The sequence below is a fragment of the Amycolatopsis orientalis genome (assembly GCF_000943515.2).
Taxonomy (GTDB): domain Bacteria; phylum Actinomycetota; class Actinomycetes; order Mycobacteriales; family Pseudonocardiaceae; genus Amycolatopsis; species Amycolatopsis orientalis.
Window position 1 is genome coordinate 3,561,829 of the sequence record NZ_CP016174.1, and the last position, 17,400, is coordinate 3,579,228.

18 protein-coding genes are annotated in these 17,400 nt (G+C 68.9%); 15 read left to right on the forward strand and 3 right to left on the reverse strand.

The window, feature by feature from the left end:
* Positions 1-50: 50 nt before the first annotated feature.
* Positions 51-245 (forward strand): hypothetical protein, encoded by a 195-nt coding sequence (locus SD37_RS16020; protein ID WP_044850193.1) that lies wholly within the window; start codon positions 51-53, stop codon positions 243-245.
* Position 246: 1 nt separating this feature from the next.
* On the opposite strand, the gene SD37_RS16025 is transcribed toward SD37_RS16020, so the two are convergent.
* Positions 247-867 (reverse strand): UdgX family uracil-DNA binding protein, encoded by a 621-nt coding sequence (locus SD37_RS16025; RefSeq protein ID WP_044850192.1) that lies wholly within the window; start codon positions 865-867, stop codon positions 247-249.
* Positions 868-937: 70 nt separating this feature from the next.
* On the opposite strand from SD37_RS16025, the gene SD37_RS16030 reads away from it, so the two are divergent.
* A complete protein-coding gene (locus SD37_RS16030; protein ID WP_044850191.1) occupies positions 938-2,251 on the forward strand; it encodes a cytochrome P450 in 1,314 nt (437 codons plus the stop codon).
* Positions 2,252-2,258: 7 nt separating this feature from the next.
* Here the strand turns inward: SD37_RS16030 and SD37_RS16035 are convergent, their stop codons facing one another.
* Positions 2,259-2,471, reverse strand: a complete 213-nt coding sequence (locus SD37_RS16035; protein ID WP_044850190.1) for a helix-turn-helix domain-containing protein — start codon at positions 2,469-2,471, stop codon at positions 2,259-2,261.
* Positions 2,471-2,950: a DUF2975 domain-containing protein gene (locus SD37_RS16040; RefSeq protein ID WP_044850189.1), complete on the reverse strand. Its 480-nt coding sequence runs from the start codon at positions 2,948-2,950 to the stop codon at positions 2,471-2,473. The genes SD37_RS16035 and SD37_RS16040 overlap by 1 nt, the downstream gene beginning before the upstream one ends.
* 274 nt (positions 2,951-3,224) lie before the next feature.
* Between SD37_RS16040 and SD37_RS16045 the strand changes: the two genes are divergently transcribed.
* The 13 genes from SD37_RS16045 (at position 3,225) to SD37_RS16105 (ending at position 17,295) form a co-directional block, all read left to right on the forward strand.
* Complete coding sequence (locus tag SD37_RS16045) at positions 3,225-3,632, forward strand: VOC family protein (protein ID WP_044850188.1); 408 nt, start codon at positions 3,225-3,227, stop codon at positions 3,630-3,632.
* Positions 3,633-3,987: 355 nt separating this feature from the next.
* On the forward strand, positions 3,988-5,244 hold the full coding sequence (locus SD37_RS16050; RefSeq protein ID WP_044850187.1) for an ATP-grasp domain-containing protein: 1,257 nt from the start codon (positions 3,988-3,990) through the stop codon (positions 5,242-5,244).
* Between the two features lie 59 nt (positions 5,245-5,303).
* Positions 5,304-6,617, forward strand: a complete 1,314-nt coding sequence (locus SD37_RS16055; protein WP_044850186.1) for a lysine N(6)-hydroxylase/L-ornithine N(5)-oxygenase family protein — start codon at positions 5,304-5,306, stop codon at positions 6,615-6,617.
* 23 nt (positions 6,618-6,640) lie between these two features.
* Complete coding sequence (locus SD37_RS16060; protein ID WP_037306256.1) at positions 6,641-7,006, forward strand: cupin domain-containing protein; 366 nt, start codon at positions 6,641-6,643, stop codon at positions 7,004-7,006.
* Entirely contained in the window at positions 7,003-8,631 is a 1,629-nt protein-coding gene (locus tag SD37_RS16065) for a class I tRNA ligase family protein (protein WP_065912844.1), read from the forward strand. The genes SD37_RS16060 and SD37_RS16065 overlap by 4 nt, the downstream gene beginning before the upstream one ends.
* Before the next feature lie 6 nt (positions 8,632-8,637).
* Positions 8,638-9,900, forward strand: coding sequence for an MFS transporter (locus tag SD37_RS16070; protein WP_044850184.1), 1,263 nt, complete (start codon positions 8,638-8,640; stop codon positions 9,898-9,900).
* Positions 9,901-9,930: 30 nt separating this feature from the next.
* Positions 9,931-11,685 carry an ABC transporter substrate-binding protein gene (locus SD37_RS16075; protein WP_065912845.1) on the forward strand — a complete coding sequence of 585 codons (1,755 nt, stop codon included), beginning with the start codon at positions 9,931-9,933 and terminating at the stop codon, positions 11,683-11,685.
* On the forward strand, positions 11,682-12,962 hold the full coding sequence (locus tag SD37_RS16080) for an ATP-grasp domain-containing protein (RefSeq protein ID WP_044850182.1): 1,281 nt from the start codon (positions 11,682-11,684) through the stop codon (positions 12,960-12,962). The genes SD37_RS16075 and SD37_RS16080 overlap by 4 nt, the downstream gene beginning before the upstream one ends.
* Positions 12,959-13,423 (forward strand): cobalamin B12-binding domain-containing protein, encoded by a 465-nt coding sequence (locus tag SD37_RS16085; protein WP_044850181.1) that lies wholly within the window; start codon positions 12,959-12,961, stop codon positions 13,421-13,423. The genes SD37_RS16080 and SD37_RS16085 overlap by 4 nt, the downstream gene beginning before the upstream one ends.
* Positions 13,420-14,727, forward strand: a complete 1,308-nt coding sequence (locus SD37_RS16090; protein ID WP_044850180.1) for a methylaspartate mutase — start codon at positions 13,420-13,422, stop codon at positions 14,725-14,727. The genes SD37_RS16085 and SD37_RS16090 overlap by 4 nt, the downstream gene beginning before the upstream one ends.
* The gene (locus SD37_RS16095) at positions 14,724-15,719 is read left to right on the forward strand and encodes an asparagine synthetase A (protein ID WP_044850179.1); all 996 of its coding nucleotides are present in this window, start codon (positions 14,724-14,726) and stop codon (positions 15,717-15,719) included. Before SD37_RS16090 ends, SD37_RS16095 begins: the two co-directional genes overlap by 4 nt.
* Positions 15,716-16,969: a glutamate synthase-related protein gene (locus SD37_RS16100; protein WP_044850178.1), complete on the forward strand. Its 1,254-nt coding sequence runs from the start codon at positions 15,716-15,718 to the stop codon at positions 16,967-16,969. The genes SD37_RS16095 and SD37_RS16100 overlap by 4 nt, the downstream gene beginning before the upstream one ends.
* A complete protein-coding gene (locus tag SD37_RS16105) occupies positions 16,966-17,295 on the forward strand; it encodes an avidin-fold protein (protein ID WP_044850177.1) in 330 nt (109 codons plus the stop codon). The genes SD37_RS16100 and SD37_RS16105 overlap by 4 nt, the downstream gene beginning before the upstream one ends.
* Positions 17,296-17,400 lie beyond the last annotated feature (105 nt).

Sequence of the window (17,400 nt, forward strand, 5' to 3'; positions counted from 1 at the left end):
CTGTCTTGGGTACTAGGCCCTACGTCGGCCTTCACCTGAAGGGGGAACTGATGAGCAACGAACTCGGCCTTCACCCGGTACCCGACCTGCTCCCGGAGGGGCAGGACTCACCGGAACAGCAGGCGGTACGCCGGAAGGCGGCGCTCGCGGTGGCCTCACGCGCCACGAGCGTGGACGACTGCGCGAAGCTGCTGGACATGCTGGGCCTGCACGAGAGCAGCGGCCGCAGCTCCGAAGTGGCCTGATTCAGCGGCCGCCGCGCGCTGCCACGAGGTCCGCGACGAAGGCCTGATAGGCCTCGTCGCGGTCCGGCGCGCGCAGTACGGCGGACGGGTGCACCGTGGCGACCGCGGTGACGTCGAATTCGGGTAGCTCGATCCGCTCGCCACGGCTTCGCGTGATGCGGAAATCGTCGCCCAGCAGCGCCTTCGCCGCCGTCGCGCCGAGGAAGATCAGCAGCTCCGGATGGATGGCCGTCAATTCCGCGTGCAGCCACGGACGGCACGCGACGACCTCGGTCCTCGACGGCGTCTTGTGGATGCGCCGCTTGCCCCGTTCGTCGCGTTTGAACTTGAAGTGCTTGACGGCGTTGGTGACGTAGATCTTCTGCCGGTCGAAACCTGCTTCGTCGAAGGCGCGGTCGAGCAGCCGCCCGGCGGGCCCGACGAACGGGGCGCCCGCCCGGTCCTCTTGGTCGCCGGGCTGTTCGCCGACGACCATGATCTCGGCCTGGCGAGGCCCTTCGCCGAACACGGTCTGGGTCGCGTCGCGGTAGAGATCACAGCCGTGACAATCGGACGCCGCCGCGCGGAGCCGATCCAGATCGGTGGTGTCGGGCGGAGCCGCCCCGGGTGCCTTGGTCGCCATTGCGGCCGATTTCCCGGCTCGTCGGCCGGTCAAACCGTTTCACGCCCACTGCGGCGGGTAACCGGCCGGCATGGTCACCAACACCGAACCGGCCACCGCCTCCCTCCAGGACACGCTCCGCGTCGCCGCGCAGGTCGTTTTACCCACCCTCGCGGGCGGGGTGATCAAACGCAGGCCGCTCGGCTTGGCCGCCGCCCAGAAACTGCAACTGGACCGGCCCGCGGTCCGGCTGCTCGGGCGGCTGAGGTCCCGGTACGGGCCGGGGCCGCTCCGGTTGCGCGTCCCCGGGCGGTCGATCGATCTGGCGCTTTCCGGTGAGGACGTCGCCGAGGTGCTCGCCGCCGCCCCGGTCCCGTTCAGCCCGTCGACGAAGGAGAAGAGGGCCGCGCTCGGGCATTTCCAGCCGCACGGCGTACTGATCTCCGACGCCGCCGACCGGCCCCCGCGCCGTCGGTTCAACGAGGAGGTCCTCGAACCCGGCCGCCCGCTGCACGATCTCGCCGAGCCCTTCGCGACGGTGATCGCCAAGGAAGCGGAGTCGTTGTGGGACAATGGAACCCTGGATTGGGACACCTTCAACGTCGCCTGGTGGCGGATCGTCCGCCAGGTCGTGCTCGGCGAGTCGGCCGCGGGCGACGACGCACTCACCGACATGCTCGACCGGCTGCGTAAAGACGCGAACTGGGCCTACGCGCATCCCCGGCGCGAAAGCCTCTACGCCCGGTTCCGCGCGCGGCTCATCGAACATCTGGAGCGGGTCGAGCCGGGCAGCCTCGCCGAGGTCATCGCGTCGGCGGAAGCGGAACGGAAACCCGAGATCGTCGCGGACCAGGTGGCCCACTGGCTCTTCGCGTTCGACGCGGCGGGGATCGTCACCTTCCGTGCGCTCGCGCTGCTCGCCACCCACCCGGCCGCGCGCGAACGGGCCGACGAGGAAGCCCGCGACGCCGACCTGGCCAGCCCGAACCAGTTCGCCTACCTGCGGGCCTGCGCCCTCGAATCGGTCCGGCTGTGGCCGACCACGCCGGCGCTGCTGCGGGAGAGCACCGCCGACACCGCGTGGGGTCCGGCGGGGACGACGGTGCTGATCTTCACCCCGTTCTTCCACCGCGATCCGGAGTCCATGCCGTATGCCGACCGGTTCGAACCCGGGATCTGGCTGGACGGCAGCGCCGCGGGCAATCCGGCGCTGGTCCCCTTCAGTGCCGGGCCCGCCATCTGCCCCGGCCGGGATCTGGTGCTGTTCTGCGCGAGCACGATGCTCGCGCACCTGATCCGCGACCGCCGCTTCGATCTGGTTTCCGGCGCCGTCCTCGGTCCGGAGCGGCCGTTGCCCGCGACGCTCGACAACTTCCACCTGAAGTTCGCGCTGGTCTCGGACTGAAGTCCGGTCACTGCTCGTCTTCGACCCATTCGAGCAAGTCGCCGGGCTGGCACTGGAGCACCCGGCACATCGCTTCCAGGGTGCTGAACCGGACGGCCTTGGCGCGGCCGTTCTTCAGCACGGCCACGTTCGCCGGGGTGAGCCCGACGAGTTCGGCGAACTCGCCGACGCTCATCTTGCGTTTGGCCAGCTCGACGTCGATGCGGACGACGATCGGCATCAGATCACCTGTTCCAGATCGGACCGCAGCGTGGTGGCCTGCCGCAGCAGCGTGCGCATCACGACCATGAGGAGACCCAGGACGGCGACGCCGATCAACGCCAGGAACAACAGCAGCGGCAGGCCGGGGTCGTCGGCGTTGAAGCCGACGTAGAGGAACACGCCCGCGAGGACCAGCCAGCCGGCGAGGATCGCCCAGACGATCGCGTCCACCCAGCGCAGGGACGCCTCGGTGAAGATCCGGTCCTTCCTGACCAGGGTGAGCAGCTGCCAGGTGGCCACGACCACGACCTGGACGCACAGCACCCAGAAGACGGAAACGGCCGTCGCGGGCCAGCGCAGGTAAGCCATTTCGGGGTCCTGCCGCGCCATATGCGCGAACTGGCCGGGCAGGGACATGGTCTGGAAGAGGACCAGGATCCCGAACAGCAGCACGAGGAACACTCTGAGGGGCGCGACCGCCCGTTGCCCTGTGATCATGCATCGAGTTTCGCGTGTTATCTATCGAAAGTCAATCGTTAGCTATCGACTGGTGAGTCTGGGGACTGCGCGCGGCAGGCGCGGTCGCGCCCGTTGAGGATCGTCACGACGTCGCCGAGTCGGGTACGTTCCCATGCATTTGGTCCTCTGAATGCGGTACTTGCGACGCGCAACTTTTCGTTCCCGGAAAGGATTCACCCGGCCGTAGTTCTGTGATTGTCGCGTCCGGGGCCGTCTGTCAGGATGCTCGTGACCCGATCCGAAGGAGCGTCCGATGGCTTCCCGTCTCAACCCGTATATCAGCTTCGCCGGTGACGCGCGGCAGGCCATGGAGTTCTACAAATCGGTGTTCGGCGGGGAATTGACGCTGAACACCTTCGGTGAATCCGGGATGGCGGGTTCGCCTGTGGAGGACCAGATCATGCACTCCCAGCTCGAATCGCCGAGCGGGTACACGATCATGGCCTCGGACACGCCGCCGGGAATGGAGCACAAGCCGGGCACCAACCTGTCGATCAGCCTCAGTGGTGACGATGGCGAGGAATTGCGCGGGTACTGGCAGAAACTTTCCGCCGAAGGCACCGTTTCGGTCCCGTTCGAAAAGCAGATGTGGGGCGACGAATTCGGTGCCTGCACCGACAAGTTCGGCATCTCGTGGATGGTGAACGTCGTCCAGTCCTAGGGCTTTCCGGCCCGATGCGGGCCCTGCCCTGCCCTGGCTCCCGGCTTCCGGGGACCTAGGGCCTCGATCACGCGCAGCCACTGTGACTGCTGGTGCCGGTGTGCTGTCTGTAGCGATCCTCGAGTCCGTGAAGGCCTCCTTGAGGGACCCAGGGTCCCTCAAGGAGGCCTTCACGGACTGGGCTCGGAGCAGACCGCCGGCCACGTGGGTACCTGAGGCAGGGTGCCCTGACCACCACGAGACGTGACCTCCCCGCGCATCCCGTTGATTGTTCTGCCCGAATCAAGGGTTCCGGTCAACCAATCCCCGGGATGTAGTAGCCCGCGACGAAGCGACGGGCTGGTGGGGAGAGGGAATGAGCTCAGCGGAGGGTGTTGTCCTGGTCATCGGCTGCGGGATGCGGCCGTACCGGGAGTACCTGTTGGCGTCGGCCGGGCACCGGCATCCCTTGTGGTTGTTCACCGGGACCGAACAGACGTGGCAGGAGCGTCACATCACCGGCGGCACGGTGCTGGATCTGCAGGACCGCGACGCCGTACTGGCCGCGGCCCGCGCGGTGAACGCGGCCACGCCGGTACTCGGGGTGGTGTCGTGGGACGAGGCGCTGATCGTGACGGCGGCGCATGTCGCGGACGAACTCGGCCTGCCGGGCGCGGGGATCTCCGCGATCGAGGGCTGCCGCGACAAATGGCTCAGCCGCCGGACCCTCACCGCGGCCGGGGTCGCGCAACCGGACTTCGGTTTCGTGCACGACGAGGAGCAGGCGGTCCGCGTGGCGGAGCGGATCGGCTACCCGGTCGTCGTCAAACCGCGAGGGGGAGGGGCCAGTATCGGCGTCAGCCTCGCGGAAGACGGCGAGGCGGTGCGGAAGGCGTTCCGGACCGCGGAGGACGCCAGCTTCGGCGGCTCGCCCGCCTACCAGGGCGGGGCACTGGTCGAGGAGTACCTGACCGGTCCGGAGATCAGTGTGGACGGCGCCGTGGTCGACGGTGAGTACACGCCGATGTTCCTGGCGCACAAGACGGTCGGCATGCATCCGTACTTCGAGGAACTCGGCCATCTGGTCAGCTCCTCGGACGAACTGCTCGCCGACCCCGTACTCCGGTCGACGCTGGCCCGCGCGCACAGCGCGATCGATTTCCGGTACGGCATCACCCATACCGAACTCAAGCTCACCGAACGCGGGCCGGTGATCGTGGAGATCAACGGCAGGCTCGGCGGGGACCTGATCCCGTTGCTGGCCCGGTTCGCGACCGGGATCGACCCGGGCGCCGCCGCGGTCGACGTCGCGCTCGGCATGCGGCCCCATATCCCGTACGAGGCCGAGGACCGGTGGGTCGGGGTGCGCTTCGGCTACCCGAAGCAGGACTGCGTCGTCGAGTCGGTGTCCGTGCCGGACACCTTGCTGGGCAACGGGATCCTCGCTTCCGACGCGCTCGTCGAACCGGGGGCCCGGATGCGGCTCCCGCCGGCGGAGTTCATCTCGCGTCACGCGTACGTGATCTGCGCCGGTCGTGATCCCGACGACTGTGAAGTGGTGCTGGACAAGGCCATGGCCCTGGTCCGGCTGACCGCGTACCCCCTGCTGCCCTCGGTGGCCACCGGTGGCTGACCGTGCCCCGGCACCGCAGAACACCTTCCCAGCACTCTCAAACGATGGCGGAGCAAACAATGGCGAACCGTGATGTCGAGCTTCTCGCAGTCGGAGCAGGACCGTCCAACCTGGCACTCGCAGTGGCACTGGAGGAGCTCGCACCCGGCCTGGCCCGCGATTCGGTCCTGATCGAACGCGACGAGGAGGTCTCCTGGCAGCGGGGCATGCTCCTGCCGGAGGCGCTGTCCCAGGTCTCGTTCCTCAAGGATCTGGTGACCCTGCGCAATCCGCGCAGCCGGTTCTCGTTCCTCAACTACCTCCACGACACCAACCGGCTCAACGAGTTCGTGAACATGGGCAGCTTCGTCCCGTACCGGGTCGAGCTCGCCGACTATCTCAGGTGGACGGCCGACTCGCTTTCGCTGGTGGATCTGCAGCGTGGCCGGGAATGCCTCGACATCACTCCCGTGTGGACGGACGGCACGCTCACCGGCTGGGAGACCCGGATCGCCGACGGCGAGGTCATCCGCAGCCGCTACCTGGTGGTCGGCGCCGGCCGGGACGCGCGGATCCCGGACCTGCTCCGGACGGTGAACCAGGACCGCGTCATCCACAGCACGCAGTACCTGCCGAGGATCGCCAAGCTGCGCAAGGATCTCCCGTACCGCGTCGCGGTGATCGGTGCCGGGCAGAGCGCGGCGGAACTGTTCGGCGCGGTGCAGAACGACCTGCCCGAATGCAAGCCGACCATGGTGATGCGCTCGATCGGCCTGAACTACTACGAAAGCAGCAAGTTCAACAACGAACTGTTCTTCCCGTCCCATGTGGACAAGTTCTTCGACGCGCTGCCGGAGGCCCGCGAGCAGATGCTCAAGGAGATGCACCACACGAACTACTCCGGGCTGGCGCCGGGCACGATGGACGCGCTCTACCGCTCGATCTACCTGGACCGCCTCTCCGGCCGTTCCCGGCTGCGGATGATCACGATGAACGACATCACCGACGCCCGCGACGAAGGCGACGAGATCGTGCTGGAGCTGACGGACAGGCGCACCGGGGAGACGCAGGAACTGCGCACCGATCTCGTCCTTCTCGGCACCGGTTTCTCCCCGGAGATGCCGAGGATGGTCCAGGAGATCGCGAAGTCCATCGGCCTCTCCGAGATCAAGGTGACCCGCGACTACCGGCTGGAGATCGACCAGCCCGCCACCGCGGCCGCCTACCTCCAGGGCGTCAACGAGGCGACACACGGGATCGCGGACTCGCTGCTGAGCGTGCTCGCGCCCCGCGCCAACGACATCCTGCAGGACATCCTCGCCCACCGCGGGGAAACCCCTTCGGTGCCGCCGCAGCCGACGTCGGACACCGCACCCATCGTCGCCACCCGCTGAGCCACGGAAAGGAAGCAGCAGTCATGGAGATCCGTCCGCTGGAGCGGGAGAAGATGGTCTTCGAGAACGGTGCCTACGGACAGCGGCTCCTGCCGTGGGCGGCGCTGAACGCGCCGTTCGAAGGCGCCTGGGTCACCGTGCCGGCGCACGGCGCGACGGGTGCGCACGCCCACCACGAGTACGAGATCTTCATCGCCGTCCGCGGTGAGGCGGTCGTCGAGGCCGGGGGAGAGCGCCGCGCGTTCCGGCCGGGCGACATCGAGTTCCACGCGCCAGGCACCGAGCACCGCATCCTCAACGACGGCGCCGAGGACTTCGAGATGTACGCGATCTGGTGGGACTCCGACATGACGGCGAAGTTCGCCGCCCGGCACGAGGAGCGCGCGTGACCACGCCCCGCGACACCCGGCCGGTGGTGATCATCGGCGGCCCCCCGACGTCCAACGGGGACCTGCACATCGGGCATATCGCCGGGCCGTACCTCGGCGCGGACGTGCACCGGCGGTATCTGCGGGCGGCCGGCCGTGAGGCCGTCTTCGCCTCCTGCACCGACGACAGCCAGACCTACCTCGTCACCAGCGCGGCCAGGGCCGGGCTGACCCCGCCCGAGCTGGTGGAGCAGTCGACCGAGAACATCCAGCGCACGTTCAAGGCGATGGGCGTCGAGGTCGACGGCTTCTCACCGACCGACGACGGCTACAAGGCGCTCGTCTACGACTACGTCAAACGCCTGTACGACAAGGGAAAGCTCCGGCTGCGCAAGGTGCGGCTGCCGTACAGCGAGAACAAGGGCGAGTTCCTGGTCGAGGGTTTCGTCGGCGGCGGCTGCCCGACCTGTCTCGCCGACAGCCGCGGCGGGGTCTGCGAGGGCTGCGGGCATCCGATCGACTTCGACGCGCTCATCGAGCCGTACTCGGTGCTCGACCCCGCCGACGAGGTGACCTACCGCGAGACGGAGATCATGGTCTTCCCCGTCTCGGAGTACCGCGAACAACTGCTCGCCTACTACGAGGAACGCGGTCCGGCGTGGCGGCCGCACGTGCTCGGGCTGATGCGGGAGCTGCTGGCCGGCCCGTTGCCGGACTTCGCGATCACGTATCCGGTCAAGTGGGGACTGCCCGCGCCGTTCCTCCAGACGCCGGGGCAGCGGCTCAACGCGTGGGTCGAGGGGATGCCCGCGTCGATGTACTGCACCGAGTACGCCTTGCGGCGCAACGGGAAGCCGGTCCTCACCGACGACGACGCGTGGCTCGCGGAGAACGACGCGCGGGTCGTGGTGTTCATGGGATTCGACCCGTTGTTCACCTGGGGTGTCGTCCACGTCGCCGAACTGATGGCGCTCGAAGGCCGTTACGTCCTGCCGGACACCTTGCTGGTCAACGAGTTCTACGAACTGGAGAACGAGAAGTTCTCCACCAGCAAGGGACATGTGGTCTGGGCCCGCGATCTGGCGGCCGAGGTGCCGCGTGACATCGCGCGGTTCCACCTCAACCTCACCGCGCCGGAGTTCGCCAGGACCAACTTCAGCCGGGCCGCGCTGGAGAAGGTGGCGGGGGAGCGGCTCGTCGCGCCCTGGAACGAACTCGCCGAGTCACTGGCCAAGCTCACCGCCGAGGTCGGTGGGGAGAACAGCGGCCTGCCGGTGTCGACCGAGGCCGCCGAACGCGCGGCGGCGATGGTGTCCCGGTTCGCCCTGAACTACGAACTCGAGGACTTCAGCCTCAGCCGGGCGGCCGATCTGGTGGTGCAGCACGTCGAGCGCCTGCGGGCGGCGACGGCACGCACGCTGGAGGGCAACCTCGACCAGGAGGTGCTCCGGGGCAGGCTGGGCGATCTCTTCCTCGAACTGCGCGCGCTGATTGGCTGCGCCTCGCCGATCCTCATCGACCTCGCCGCGCGGGCCGCGAACGCGGGCGGTTTCGACCTCCGGATCACCGCGGACGCCTTCGACATCACGCACACCACGGCGTTCGCCGTGCCACCACTGGAATACCCCCCGACGAGCGAGGTCTGAGCCCCCATGTCACTCGACAGCACCTTCTCCGCCGACGCGGCCCGGAGTTCCCGGCTCGCCGAACGCCTGCTCGTCCCGGCGGGTTTCATCACCACGGCGGGCAACGCGTTCCAGATCACCGCGGCCGCGATCCTGGTCTTCCACGCCGAACAGACCACGCTGGCGGTCGGCTGGCTCTTCATCGCGGTGTCGATCCCTCAGGTCGGCCTCGCGCTGCTGTTCGGCAAGCTGGTCGACAAGGTCGACCGGCGGATGCTCTGCGTGGCCGCGGACCTGGTCAGCGCGATGACCGCGTTCGCCCTGCCGGTGTGGCTGTGGATCGGCGGGCCCGCGAACCTGGGGTCCTACATAGCGAACTTCATGCTCGCCTGCACCGCGGCGTTGTTCATGCCCGCGAGCAACGGCCTGATCAAGGAACGGATCGCCGACGAGCGGCTCGGGAAGTTCAACTCGCACTTCGAAATGGCGAGCAACGCCGGCATGCTGCTCGCGTCGTCGCTCGCCGGGTTCCTGGTGATCTGGTTCGGGGCCACGCCGCTGTTCATCTTCAACTCGCTGACCTTCGTCCTCTCGGCCGTCCTGGTCTACGCGATCGGCCGTAAGCCCGCCAAGGCTCCGGTGATCGCGGAGACGACGACCGCCGTCGATCCGTCGGTGCCGGTGGAGGTCCCGGCGCGCCAGCCGATCAAACGGCTCGCGCTGTTGTACGCCAACGGGAACATCGGCCTGATGGTCGCCAACGTCATCCTGACGACGTTGATCCTGCAGACGTTCGACCAGGGTGCGTGGATGATCGGTGTGGTCGACGCGCTGGCCGGGGTCGGCTTCATCGTCGGTGCCGCCCTGTACGGCAAGGTCAGCAAGCGGTTCAAGGGTATCCACCTGGCCGTGCTCGGCACCCTCGGCAACCTGGTCTGCCTGGCGATCCAGCCCCTGCACTACATCGTGCTGATGGCGGCCATCCCGTTCGCCGGATTCTGCTTTGCCCAGGGCCGGATCGCGGCCAGGACCCTGCTGATGCGGGCGAGCCCGGAGGAGCGGGTCGGCCGGATCTTCGGTGGTACCCAGGCGGTCGGCCTCGGGCTCGGCGTCGGCGCGACGGTGGGTCTCTCCACGCTGGCGGACGCGACCAGCGTGCCCTACGCGTTCTGGGGCCTGGCGATCCTGCAGGGCGCGATCGTGATCGGCACCTACTTCAGCCTGGCGAAACCGCTGTCGGCACAGGAAAAGAAGCAGCCGGCCGAGGTTCTCGAGGCGACCGCCGCCTGACCGCGGCCGAATTCGGAGGAAGCGAAAACCATGACGGACAAGCCGATCAAGGGCGGCGTGGCGACCTGGGCCTGCCTTCCCGGGTTCCCGCCCGCGGTGATCTTCCCGTTCACCCCCGGAGAGCGTTTCGGCATCCGGAACCTCTACGAGTTCCAGATGCTGATGTACCGGCCCCTCTACTGGCTCGGCCGCGACGGCGAACCCGCGATCGACTACGACCTCAGCGTCGGCGAAGAGCCGGTGTGGGACGAGACCGGCCGCACCTGCACGGTCCGGATCAAACCGTGGAAATGGTCCAACGGCGAGACGGTGTGTGCGGACAACGTCGTCTTCTGGATGAACATGCTGAAGACGAAGGGGCCGAAGTTCGGCGCCTACAGCGAGGGCTACTTCCCGGACAACCTGGTGTCCTTCGAGAAGGTCGCCGACGACAAGGTGAGCTTCACCTTCGACAAGGCGTACTCGAAGAACTGGGTGCTGCTGAACCAGCTCACCATGATCACGCCGATGCCGAAGGCGTGGGACCGCACCGCGGACGGCCCCGCCGACGCGACCCACGACATCGGCCAGGCCGAAGCGGTGTACGAGTTCCTGATGGCGGAGAACGGGGATCCCGTCGCCGAGGACAACGCCCACCGCACCCGATGGGCCGACAGTCCTGTGTGGAGTGTCGTCAACGGACCCTGGCGGCTGAAGAGTTATACGGAGGAAGGCATCATCACCTTCGTCCCGAACGAGCACTACAGCGGCCCCAACCCCGCCCGCCTCGACGAGTTGCGCCAGGTCTCGACGACGTCGGACGAACAGCAGTACGAGCTGCTCCAGTCCGGTGACGTCCAGGTCGGCTTCCTGCCGCCGGGGATGGGCGTCCAGCCCGACGGCGACCCGACGAAGGGCGGGCCGAACCCGCTCGGCGAGGGATTCCAGCTGGAACCGCAGATCCTGTTCAACATCAACTTCATGGCGGTGAACTTCGGCAACCCCACGGTCGCCGGTCACCTGCTCAGGCAGCCGTACGTGCGGCAGGCCCTGCAGAGCTGCTTCGACCAGGAGTACGGCGCCCGCGAGGTCTACCAGGGCTACGGCTGGAGCCAGACCGGGTCGATCCCGGTGCTGCCCAAGAGCGAGCTGGTCTCGCCGAAGATCACCGAACGCGGCGGGTTCTGGCCGTTCGACCTGGAGAAGGCGCGGCAGTTGCTCGCCGACAACGGCTGGGATGTCGGCGCGTCGCCCGCGGTGTGCGTGCGGCCCGGCACCGGGCCCGGCGAGGCGGGCGAAGGGATCCCGGCCGGGACCGAGCTGAGCTTTTCCCTGCGGTACTGGGAAGGCAGGCCTTCACTGGCGCGGCTCATGGCGCAGTTCCGGGACGACGCGGCCAAGGCCGGCATCGAGATCCGCCTCGAAGAGGTGATGGGCTCGGTACTGGTCGCCCAGGACGGGCCCGGCGAGGCGCGGATGTGGGAGCTGTCCTGCTGGGGCGGCGGCTGGGTCTACAACTCCCCGACCGGCGAGAACCTGTTCCAGAGCGGGGCGGCCTGCAACTTCAGCAACTACCGCGACGCCAGGGCCGACGAACTGATCGCGAAGACGGTCACCACCGACGACCTCGAAGCGCTGTACGAGTACCAGGAGTACATCGCCGACCAGGCCCCGGTGATCTTCATGCCGACGTTCCCGCGGCGCCTGTTCGAGGTCGCCGGCAACCTGCGCGGGTTCACCCCGCTCAACCCGTACGGCCTGATCAACCCCGAGAACTGGTACTACGTGCGAGAGGACGAGTCATGACGCGGCCGGTGGTGTTGGTCGGCTTCGTGGCCGCCGCGCTGGGTTCGTCCATAAAGGACTTCCAGCCAGACGGGTCGGTCATCTTCGTCGAAGAGCCCGACGTCGTCCGCAAACGCGGCGCGCGGGAGACGGTGGCGGGCTCGGCCCTGGTGCGCGAGCTGATCGAATGGGAGTTCCACCTCCCCGGCAAGGCGGACGAGTTCTACCACGTCCATCCCGACCTCGAGCCGGCCGCGGTGGTGCCGCTGACCGAGTACGCGACGCCGTTCGCGGCCCGGCTCGCGGAGAGGTACGGCCTGCCGGGCGCGGGGTTCGGCGCGGCGCAGATCCTGCGGGACAAGGGGGTGCTGCGCCTGGTCAGCCGGGCCGCGGGAATCGCGAACCCGGACTCGGCCCGCGTCGAGAACCCGGCGCAGGTCCGCGAGTTCATGGCGCGGCATCCGGGGAAGATCGTGCTGAAGCCCGCGAACCGGCAGGCGTCGGTGGGCACCCAGGTGCTCGCCGATCCGGCCGAGGCCGAGCAGGCGTGGGCGAACTGCGTGGTGCAGGACGAAGGCGTCTTCGTCCCGGACCGCGCGATGGAACTGAAGATGCTGGCCGAGACCTTCGTCGAGGGCGACGAGTACAGCGTCGAGATGCTGCTGCGGGACGGCGAACCGCTGTTCGCCAACGTCACCGGCAAGCGGCTGTTCCCCGGGCCACGCCCGGTGGAACTCGCGCATATCGTCCCGGCGGACATCACGGACGAGCTGACCGCGGCGCTGCACGAGGAAACGCGGCGGCTCACCGAGGCGGCCGGGTTCGGCACCGGGATCGTCCACTGCGAATGGATCGTTTCCGGCGGCGTCCCGTACCTGGTGGAATGCGCGGGCCGGTTCGCGGGTGACGGCATCATCGAGCTGATCCAGCGGGCCTACCCGGTGGAACTCAACCGCGCCTACTTCTCGGTCATGAAGGGCGAGCCGGTCGAAGACGTGTTGCCGCGCAAGGCCGAAGGCGGGGCCGCCGTGCGGTTCCTGTCCATCGAGCCCGGCGTCATCGACGACGTGCGCGGGGTGGAGAAGGCGTCGCAGGCCGAGGGCGTGTTCCTGTGCGACGTCGGCGTCGCGGCCGGTGACCGGTTCGACGGGCTGCGCAGTTCGTGGGACCGCGTCGGCGATCTGATGGTGACCGCGGGCAGCCCGGCCGAGGCGATACGCCTGGCCGAAGAGGCGGTCGCGCTGATCGAGATCGACGTGCGGCCGGACGGCGAAGAGAGGGAGAAAGCCGCACCATGAGCATCGAAGCCGTCCAGCCCGCCCTCCCGGACACCGGACTCGACGTGATCGTCACCGGCCTCTCGTCCGACGCGCACACCTGGAACCTGGTGTACCTGGAGCTGTTGCTGGAGGAACTGGGCTGCCGGGTGACCAATCTCGGCGCCTGCGTCCCGGACGCGACGATCGTGCGCGAATGCGCGGTCCGGCGGCCGGACCTGGTGGTGATCAGCAGCCTCAACGGGCACGGCTGCCAGGACGGCGTCCGGCTGATGGACGCCTTCCGCGCGCAGCCGTCGCTGGTCACGACGCCGGTCGTCATCGGCGGCAAGCTCGACGTCACGGGCGGGAGCAACGCCGCCCGGCTGCTGGAGGCCGGATTCGACGCGGTGTTCGAGGATTCCGGCGGGCTGAGCCCGTTCCGGAGCTTCCTGCGCACGCTGTCCGTGCGCACCCCCGGTGTCCCGCTGGGTGCCGGATGAGCGTGCTCACCCCGCGACGGGGACTTTCGTTCGGCGAGGTGGTCGCCCGCCGTCACGCCGAGGGGGAGCTGGTCGTCCAGCCGCGGATGGGGTTCGCCGATCCGGAGCGGATGACGCGGGGCCTGCTGGCGACCAGGGCGGCGCGGGCCGCGACGGTCGGCACCATCACGATCGACAGCTACACCAGGGTCGGCGACCACGAGGCGGCACGGGCGGCGCTCGCCGTCGGCGCCGATCTCAACGGCTATCCGCTCGCCGACCACGATCCCGCCACCACGACGGCATTACTCGACGGGGTGCTGACCAGCGACTTCCCGGTGCAGATCCGGCACGGTTCGGCGGATCCCCGCCGGATCGTCGAGACGCTGCTGGACTTCGGGCTGCACGCGACCGAGGGCGGGCCGGTGTCGTACTGCCTGCCCTACAGCCGGATGCCGCTCTCGGCGGCGGTCGACAACTGGCGGCGCTGCTGCGAAACGCTGGCGGCCGCCAGGAGCCCGGAGCTGGAGCCGCATCTGGAGACCTTCGGCGGCTGCATGATGGGGCAGCTGTGCCCGCCCGCGCTGCTGGTCGCGCTCAGTGTGCTGGAAGGGATGTTCTTCTGGCGGCACGGCGTCCGCTGCCTGTCCTTCAGCTACGCGCAGCAGACCCACGCCGGGCAGGACGAGGAAGCGATCGCCGCGCTGCACGCCCTGATCAGGGAATACGTGCCGCACGCGCGGACGCATGTGGTGGTCTACGGCTACATGGGCGTCTACCCGAGGACTCCCGGCGGCGCGCTCGCGCTGATCGCGGAGTCCGCGCGGCTGGCGGCCCGCACCGGTGCGAGCAGGCTGATCGTCAAGACCACCGCCGAAGCGCACCGGCTGCCGACCGTGGAAGAGAACGTGACCGCGCTGGAGCACGCCGCCGAGGCCGCCCGGGGTGTCTCCCGGATCGGGCGTCTCGGCGACACCGGGATCCACGCGCAGGCGAAGACGTTGGTGGACAACGTCCTTTCGCTCGACGCCGATCTGGGGCGGGCGCTGGTCACCGCGTTCGCGCGGGGGCAGCTGGACGTCCCGTTCTGCCTGCATCCGGACAACGCCGGCCGGGCACGCGGACGGCTGGACTCCACCGGGCGCCTGGAATGGCAGCGGATCGGCGCGATGCCGCTGGGCGATCTCGTCGATCTGCCCGAGGACCGGCGGATGACCTCGGGCGACCTGCTCGACGCGCTCCGGTACGTCGAGCGGTCGTTCGACGAGCGGTTCGGGATGCCGGGAATCGAGAACGTGCAACCAAGACAGGGGAGTAGGACATGACCGGAACACCGGAGCAGGCACTGCCGCCGGGAACCCGCGAGCACCTGATGTCACCGGTGACGCAGGCGGCGTTGCGCATCCAGAACAGCATCACCGCGGGCACCCGCGAATACCTCGGCATGAACGGGTTCGTGGAACTGCAGCCGCCGCTGATCGGTCCGGTGACCGACCCGGGCTGCCGCGGCGCCAAACAGGTCGACGTCGACTACTACGGGCACAAGTACAAGATGATGACCAGCGTCATCCTGTACAAACAGGCCTCGCTGCTGGCGTTCGACAAGATCTTCTACGTCGCCCCCAACGTGCGGCTGGAGCCGCTGGAGACCGCCACCACCGGACGGCATCTGGTGGAGTTCACCCAGATCGACGTCGAGGTCGCGCGGGCGAGCCGCGAGGACGTCCTCGATCTCGCGCAGGGACTGCTCCGGCACGTGGTCACCTACACGCTGCGAGAGTCCAAAATGGACCTCGCCGCGCTCGGCCGGGACCAGGACGCGTTCACGCCGCTGCTGGAAGAGGACTTCGAGCGGATGACGCACCAGGAGGCGGTGTCGCGGCTGCGGGGCCTGCTGCACGGGCAGAGCGCCGACGCGGAGATCGACTGGCAGGGCGAGCGGATCATCTCGGGGCAGACGAACAGGCCGTTCTTCATCGTCGACTATCCCAAGGGGTCACGCGGGTTCACCGACGGCGAGTCGAGCACGGAACCGGGTGTGCTGCGGAACTTCGACCTCATCGCTTCGGACGGGTTCGGCGAACTGTGCAGTGGCGGTGAGCGCACGCACGAGTACCGGCGGCTCATCGAGCGGATGCGGGAGACGGGGGAGAACCCGGCGAAGTACGCCTGGTACCTCGACCTCGCCCGCGAGGGGCTGCCGCCGAGCGCCGGGTTCGGGATGGGGCTGGAACGGGTGACGCGCTACCTCGCCGGGCTGGACGCGGTCTGGCAGGCGAACGCGTACCCGAAGCTGCCCGGGATCGCGGCGCCGTGATCACCGCGCGGCAGCTCCCGGAGGACGCGATCCGCGCACGGGCGCGGGAAGGCAGTGCGGCGATCTTCCCCGACGTCGGGGGATACGGCCGCACGTTGTTCGGCGCGGACGTCGATTCGGGCACGGACGAACTCGACCGCGCGCGGATCGTGCCGCCGGTGTTCGTCCCGCGGCGCCTGGAGAAGATGTTCGACCTCGCGCGGGAACCGGTCTACGGCGATGTCGGGCTCACGACGGTCCTGGGCGGCTTCACGGCGCCGTCGCCGGTGTTCCTGTGCGCGTTCGGATCCACGCAGGTGGCGGGCAGCGGTCTCGGGATCGCCGCGAGCGAGCAGGCGGGCAGGCTCGGGATGCCGATGGTGATCGGCGAGAACGTCGTGCCCATGCACGGCTACGGCCGGATGGGCGAAAGCGCCGAAGACGGCCTGCTCGGCCGGATCCGCGCGTACGCCGGGGCGGTGCCGGACGGGCTGGGCGGCGTGGTGGTGCAGCAGAGCACCGAGGACGCCGACGCGGAGGTCTGGAACCTCGTCTACAGCGACCCGTCCGCGACGAAACTGCTGGAGAGCGGGCGGCTGGCGTTCGAGCTGAAGGTCGGCCAGGGTGCCAAGCCGGGTCTCGGCGGGATGACCGTCCTCTCGCGCACGGCCGCCGGCGAGGTCGCCGAACAGTACACAGTGGACGAAGCCTTCGGCACGGACACCGCGATGGTGCTGCGTTCGAGCAGTCCCGGCACGTTCACCGGGGAAATCCTGCGCCAGCAGATCCACCTGATGCGCAACAACTACCCGCGGGCGCGTGCCTGGGTGAAACTGCACCCCGGCCGGGACGTCGACGAGGCGGCGCGGGTCGCCTGGGCGGCGGGAGCGGACGCGGTCACCGTGGACGGTGCCGAAGGCGGCACGGGGTGGGCGCCGTCGGTGTTCCTCGACCAGGTGGGGTTGCCGCTGGTGGAATGCCTGCGGCGGGTCGGGAAGCACGACGCGTCGCTGCTGGTGTCGGGCCGGATCTGGGAAGGGTCCCGCGCGCTGAAATGCCTGGCCATGGGTGCTTCGGCGGTCGGCCTCGGCCGGGCGGCGCTGCTCGCCGTCGACGAGGACGCGACCGAAGGGCTCGTGCGGCTGGTGCGGTGTCTCGAACTCGAACTGCGGTTGCTCGCCAGCGCGCTCGGGAAGTACGACCTCGCCGACCTCACCCCGGACGATCTCTGGTTCCCGGGTTCTTCCGGACCGAAGGAGCAGGACGCATGATCAACTACGACGGCAAACGGTTCCGCAAGGTCAGCGCCGACCCGGACGCGCCGGTGACGCTGTACCGGCAGAAGGACGACCTGGTGTGGGCCGAACTGACCGGCGGCGGCGTGCGGCTCGGGTCGCTGACCGGGAAATGCGGCGAGGACGGGACGATCGAGCTGGCTTACACGATGGTGCTGGCCGGTGGGCAGGTGATCTCGGGGCACAGTACGAACACCCCGGAGTTCCTGCCGGACGGGCGGATCCGGCTGAACGAGGTGTGGGAGCGGTACGGGGCCCACGGCTCGCGGGGGATCTCGGCTATCGAGGAGGTCGCCGAGTAGGTCGGGCCTGGCTGCCTGCTTACGCGCGTGAAGGCCCCCTTCCCACGGCTCAGCCGAGGGAAGGGGGCCTTCACGCGCCGCCCAGACCTGCGGTGAGGCCAGTGT